The following is a 4,923-nucleotide window of genomic DNA, read 5'->3' as shown; positions in this document are numbered from 1 at the left end:
TATAAACATTATCTGCACCAGGATCTTTCACTCGACAGCCTCGTGGAGGTACAGGAATATTACCTGTTAGATGATGGTATATTTGGCGATGTAGGCAGAGCTACCAAAGTAGTGCGCGACCAGGCTTTACTACAAAAGATCGACCAGGCATTAAGTAAATATGATCGTGTGTTTGTTGTATTCGGAGGATCGCACCGTATAGCGGTAGAACCTGCCCTGCAACAAATCATGAAAAGGCATGAATAATATATACTTGCCGGAGACTAATCATCGAGCCCTGATGCTATGAAGTTTCAGTCTTATATACCTTGCGACATGCTGAAGCCCTATATCCGGGAGCTCATCATCCAGGAGAAAGATGCGGAAGATATATACAAGGTTCTTCCGGGCACCGGGCTTGTTATAGGCTTTCAATACAAGGGAAAGATGTCGTACCTCAACAATGGAGAAGAGGTTGCTCTGTCGCGTTCGGGTATAACCGGCATACTGGATAAATTCCGCATCTTTAAAAACACAGCCGACATTGGTACAGTGCTGGTAATTTTTAAAGAAGGTGGTGCAGCACCTTTTTTTCGTGAGCCGTTGCATGAGCTCTTCCGAGAAAGTTTATCGCTCGATCATTTCATGTATCGCTCCGAGTTACTCGCTTTGGAAGAACGATTATGCGAAGCACGAAACGACCGCGCACGAATACAGGTTGTTGAACAATTTCTGATTACGAAAATGGTGCCGGCACAAACGGATAATCTTGTGCTGACTGCTCTCACACTCATCTATAAAAACAAAGGCAACATTCGCATACAGGAACTGGCGAAGCAGTTACATACCAGTCAAGGCCCGTTGGAGAAAAAATTTCGAAAAGTAATTGGTACCTCGCCTAAAAAATTCGCTTCTATTGTACGATTCAAAAATGCGCTGCAACAATATACCCAACACACTTCACTCACAGCATTAGGCTATGAAGCGGGCTTCTACGACCAGGCACATTTCATTAAAGAGTTTAAAAATTTCACAGGTGATACGCCCGAAAAATTCTTTACACCAGAAGCCTGACCGAAAAACGATTTTTTACAATTACACCTCGTATCATCTCAACAACTTTGTTGCACATTAAAACAACAACGTATGTTTACTCTTCAGCAAATCAAAGAAGCTCATGCAAAAGTAAAAAGCGGAGCAGATTTCCCGGCCTATATACAAGCCCTCAACAACCTGGGCGTGGCGCACTATGCTACTTATGTAACAGATTGCCACACGCTATATACCGGTAAAGAACAGGAAAGACTTTTTTCAGCATCGCGGTATACCGCTATAGCTATAGCCGACAACAGCGACCCGGCTTTGTTAAAGATTTACCTGCAGGAACACCAGCAGGGAAAAACAGATTACTTTACCTTTTGCAACCAGGCAGCAGCAACCGGTGTATGGAAATGGGTGGTTGATTTATATGCTATGACCTGCACATATTACGATAAAGCAGGCACTGTTATGCTGGCGGAAGAAATACCCTTGCTTCTGGATTAATCCTAAAGCAAGGGTATATATATAATTATTTCAAGTGTGCGCGCAGCATCCACGCCATCTTTTCATGAGTTGTCATCAGGCCGGTAATAAAGTCGCTTGTGCCGGCATCCTGAAACTCGTTGGCAAAGCGGTTGATATTTTCGCGCAGGTGAATGATCACCGTTTCATGATCGGCCAGCAGTTCTTTAATAAAGCCATTGCTGTCGTTCTTGCTGCGCGATTCTTCCGTGAGTTTGGTAAGACTTAAAAATTCTTTCAAAGTAGCCGGTGCATAGTGACCGATCGCGCGGATGCGTTCTGCTATATCATCCATCGTATCGTCCAGTATTTCGTATTGATCTTCAAAGAATTTATGCACACTATAGAAGTCAGGGCCTTCTATATTCCAGTGAGCATTACGCGTTTTGGTATATAGCACAAATTCATCTGCGAGTATTCTGGAAAGTTCGTAGGCAACTTTGCCTAGCAGCGCAGGGTCAATTCCGATTTTTGCTTGCATAGTAGATGTATTTAGAGTTTGAAAATAGAGTTAAAAATCGCCAAAAGTATTTATACCCGGAATGAAGAAATCATAAAGTTTTACGGCCTGTAGAAAAAAGATTTTACCCGAAAAGTTCTGTCCTCCCTAAAAACTCCTCTTATAAAGGGTAAATTCTCTAATACATAATGCATTGTATGCATACAACATGTTACCGGAAGAACAAATATACCCGCATGAAGTCCCGGTATAAATGTATCGAACATCCGTACTTTTGTATAAATGCCCGCTTCCCGCCTGCCCTAGTTTTGTGTCATTAATAATCCATACAACAAATGGCAAAGACAATTTTTATTACCGGAGCTTCCCGTGGATTCGGGCGGATCTGGGCTGAAGCTTTTCTGAAACGTGGCGACAAGGTTGTAGCAACGGCCAGAAATACAGATACATTAAAAGAGTTATCACAAAAATATGGTAACGCGATTCTCACACTTCCCCTGGATGTAAATGACCGTGAACAATGTTTTGCTGTAATCAAAAAAGCAAAACAACACTTTGGCAGCATCGATGTGGTGATCAACAATGCGGGCTACGGTCTGTTCGGAACCATTGAAGAGACTTCCGAAAAAGAAGCCCGCGACCAGATTGAAACGAACGTATTTGGTTTATTGTGGGTTACTCAGGCAGCTATACCGGTAATGCGCGAACAGGGTAAAGGTCATATCATACAGGTATCCAGCGTACTGGGTGTGGCTACCCTGCCGGTGCTGGGCTTATACAACGCCTCCAAGTGGGCGGTGGAAGCGATCAGCGAAACGCTGGCAACAGAAGTAAAAGACTTTGGTATACACGTGAGCATTGTAGAACCCAACGCATTCTCTACCGACTGGAGCGGTGCTTCGGCTGTTCACAGCGAACCCATTAAACTATACGATGATCTGAAGAAAGCCTTCTTCGCAGGATTTGAAGAAAGTACCATTGGCAAACCGGAAGCTACAGCAGAAGCTATACTTCGCATAGTAGACCAGGCCAATCCTCCGCTGCGTGTTTTCTTCGGAAAAGTTGGTTTACCGTGGGTGAAGCAGGTTTATGCATCGCGCGTGGAAACGTGGGAACAATGGAAAGAAGTTGCCGATGCAGCACACGGTTAATATTGGATAAAGATTTCTAAATATACCCTTAACGCGGAACCTGACACTTTCTATACTATAGATAGGATACGTGCAGGTTCCGCATAATTTTATTGAACATGAAGCATTACAAAACCATCAGCGAGCTTCATCGCACAAGCGGATTTCCCCCACCGGAAAATCCATTGCTCAGTATCTTTACCTGCAACGACACCTGCACGGTTGGCAACAGCGAGTTTACCGGTGATTTCTACATTATCGGTTTCAAAAAATTAAAATCAGGTATATTTCGTTACGGGCGAACCAAGTATGATCACGATCACGGCTATATGTCGTTCGTCAAGCCACGACAGATTGTTGAGATACGCGATATCGAACTCGAAGAAGCAGGCTTCTTCATCTACATTCATGAAGATTACCTGGCAGGTCATCCGCTGCATGCCGGTATAAAAAAGTTCGGTTACTTCGAATACGAAACCAACGAAGCGCTGCACGTATCCCCGCGGGAAGAACAGATCATCCACGACCTGTACCGGAAGATTGAACTGGAATACCACAACAACCAGGATGAATACAGCCGCGAGATTATACTCACACACATAGATTCTATTCTGAAATACTCCCAGCGATTTTATAAACGGCAATTCATTAACCGCACAGAACTATCGGGCAATACAGTGTCGCGGTTTAACCATATACTTGCATCGTATTTTGAAAGTGGTCAGCTGGAACACAACGGACTGCCTACTGTAAAATCAATCGCAGACCAGTTGAGTATGTCACCCCGCTACCTGAGCGATTTGCTGAAAGAAGAAACCGGCAAAACCGCTATAGAGCTGATTCATATATTCCTGATCACCGAAGCTAAGAATTTGTTACAGCGCCCTGACAACACCATCTCGGAGATTGCCTATACGTTGGGATTTGAGAATCTCCCTTACTTTTCAAGAATGTTCAAGAAAGGTGTTGGTCTGAGTCCGAATCAATATAAAAAGCAGGTAGTGAACTAGCGATCGGCTATATCTATAGTATATAATCTTCGGAAGATTGCCTGCCCAACACACACGCCAGTATTACCAGGATGAGCGTGCCGACAGAAGCTATAGAACGTATACGATGCAGGCTATTCCACGGATCCTCAAATGCTAATCGATGTTCTTTGATCTGCAAGGCCGATGAAGTTTGAAGATCAACGCGGGCCAGCGCATCATTCAAGGGTACATTCCCAAACATCGTTACACCAAAAACACCCACGGCATACAGAATAGTAGCCGCCAGCAACAGGTAAAACCGAAGCGATGCCGGTGCACTATAATTACTATAGGTACAAAGCGGCAACAAAATCAATGTACCCAGAAAGCTCATCATAAAAAGCGGGTTGATTATCGCCTTGTTAATGGATTGCATAGCTGCTATATAGCTCGCATCCGGCAAACGGCCAAGTCCGGGATTTACCGAACAGCTATAGGAATAGAACAACCCTCCGATCAATGCGGTAGTGGTTGCGGTAAGTATAAGAATGATGGTGCTCATAGATCGATTCATATAACAACGGGCATTATTGGTTAACGGATACACGAAGCGATTTGATATAGTCTGTTACCAGCGTTATCTGCTCTGCCGAAAGTTTTTTCTTCCACGAGGGCATAATGCGCTTTCCATTGCGAATAATGGTTTGCAGTTCCACATCACTGAGTATACTGATTTGTAAATTCTTCGCCCCGAATTGTCCGCGGGTGCCATCTTTTCCGTGGCAGCGTACACAATGTTGTTCATACACTTTCCTGCCGG

The 4,923-nt window shown here is 44.1% G+C and carries 8 protein-coding genes; 5 read left to right on the top strand and 3 right to left on the bottom strand.

The window, feature by feature from the left end; translation table 11 throughout:
- The 3 genes from VIN08_RS23560 to VIN08_RS23550 form a co-directional block, all read left to right on the top strand.
- Positions 1–246: hypothetical protein (locus VIN08_RS23560; protein ID WP_331970676.1), on the top strand; the 246-nt coding region annotated here is incomplete at its 5' end.
- A 39-nt stretch (positions 247–285) separates the two neighbouring features.
- The gene (locus VIN08_RS23555) at positions 286–1,053 is read left to right on the top strand and encodes a helix-turn-helix domain-containing protein (protein ID WP_331970673.1); all 768 of its coding nucleotides are present in this window, start codon (positions 286–288) and stop codon (positions 1,051–1,053) included.
- 72 nt (positions 1,054–1,125) lie between these two features.
- Entirely contained in the window at positions 1,126–1,524 is a 399-nt protein-coding gene (locus VIN08_RS23550) for a DUF1398 domain-containing protein (protein WP_331970670.1), read from the top strand.
- Between the two features lie 25 nt (positions 1,525–1,549).
- Here VIN08_RS23550 and VIN08_RS23545 read toward each other — a convergent pair whose 3' ends face one another.
- Complete coding sequence (locus tag VIN08_RS23545; RefSeq protein ID WP_331970667.1) at positions 1,550–2,023, bottom strand: DNA starvation/stationary phase protection protein; 474 nt, start codon at positions 2,021–2,023, stop codon at positions 1,550–1,552.
- Between the two features lie 314 nt (positions 2,024–2,337).
- Between VIN08_RS23545 and VIN08_RS23540 the strand changes: the two genes are divergently transcribed.
- Together VIN08_RS23540 and VIN08_RS23535 are read left to right on the top strand one after the other, a co-directional pair.
- Entirely contained in the window at positions 2,338–3,153 is an 816-nt protein-coding gene (locus VIN08_RS23540) for an SDR family NAD(P)-dependent oxidoreductase (protein WP_331970664.1), read from the top strand.
- A gap of 98 nt (positions 3,154–3,251) precedes the next feature.
- A complete protein-coding gene (locus VIN08_RS23535) occupies positions 3,252–4,142 on the top strand; it encodes a helix-turn-helix transcriptional regulator (protein WP_331970661.1) in 891 nt (296 codons plus the stop codon).
- Between the two features lie 13 nt (positions 4,143–4,155).
- Here the strand turns inward: VIN08_RS23535 and VIN08_RS23530 are convergent, their stop codons facing one another.
- Together VIN08_RS23530 and VIN08_RS23525 are read right to left on the bottom strand one after the other, a co-directional pair.
- Positions 4,156–4,677 (bottom strand): DUF1772 domain-containing protein, encoded by a 522-nt coding sequence (locus tag VIN08_RS23530; RefSeq protein ID WP_331970658.1) that lies wholly within the window; start codon positions 4,675–4,677, stop codon positions 4,156–4,158.
- Positions 4,678–4,690: 13 nt separating this feature from the next.
- A partial coding sequence (locus VIN08_RS23525; RefSeq protein ID WP_331970656.1) for a cytochrome c occupies positions 4,691–4,923 on the bottom strand: 233 nt, incomplete at its 5' end.

Source organism: Ohtaekwangia sp., assembly GCF_036568665.1.
Taxonomy (GTDB): domain Bacteria; phylum Bacteroidota; class Bacteroidia; order Cytophagales; family Cyclobacteriaceae; genus Ohtaekwangia.
The sequence above is the reverse complement of the archived record's forward strand: the minus strand, read 5'-3'. Positions and strand labels throughout refer to the sequence as shown.

Excerpts from the sequence above, each read along its gene's own strand:
- VIN08_RS23555 (WP_331970673.1), top strand. The coding sequence starts at position 286 with ATGAAGTTTCAGTCTTATATACCTTGCGACATGCTGAAGCCCTATATC.
- VIN08_RS23550 (WP_331970670.1), top strand. The coding sequence starts at position 1,126 with ATGTTTACTCTTCAGCAAATCAAAGAAGCTCATGCAAAAGTAAAAAGC.
- VIN08_RS23545 (WP_331970667.1), bottom strand. The coding sequence starts at position 2,023 with ATGCAAGCAAAAATCGGAATTGACCCTGCGCTGCTAGGCAAAGTTGCC.
- VIN08_RS23540 (WP_331970664.1), top strand. The coding sequence starts at position 2,338 with ATGGCAAAGACAATTTTTATTACCGGAGCTTCCCGTGGATTCGGGCGG.
- VIN08_RS23535 (WP_331970661.1), top strand. The coding sequence starts at position 3,252 with ATGAAGCATTACAAAACCATCAGCGAGCTTCATCGCACAAGCGGATTT.
- VIN08_RS23530 (WP_331970658.1), bottom strand. The coding sequence starts at position 4,677 with ATGAATCGATCTATGAGCACCATCATTCTTATACTTACCGCAACCACT.